A 287-nucleotide genomic window follows, 5' to 3' on the forward strand; every position below is an offset into this window, starting at 1 on the left:
GTGATCACCTACACCGTGACCCTGAGCAATCCGGCCCAGTCGCCGGTGACCGTGACCCTGTCCAACGGCCAGACCATCACCGTTGAGGCGGGCAAGACCCAGGGCAGTGTTGATTTCGAGACCCCGGCCAACGACGTCTACAACAATGGCTCGACCGTCAGCACCACGATTACCGGTGCTACCGGCGGCAACTTCGAGCAACTGACGCCGAACCCGACCCCGGCTCAGACCACCATCAATGATTCGGTCGATGTCACCACCGCCACCCTGACCGCTTCGCCAAGCGT

General features: G+C 62.4%; 1 protein-coding gene. It reads left to right on the forward strand.

Annotated features, from left to right (window positions below; all coding sequences use genetic code 11):
• Positions 1-287, forward strand: a 287-nt coding sequence (locus FQ664_RS27350; RefSeq protein WP_178091070.1) for an immunoglobulin-like domain-containing protein, incomplete at both ends; no start/stop codon positions are given.

Source organism: Pseudomonas persica (genome assembly GCF_900291015.1).
GTDB lineage: Bacteria > Pseudomonadota > Gammaproteobacteria > Pseudomonadales > Pseudomonadaceae > Aquipseudomonas.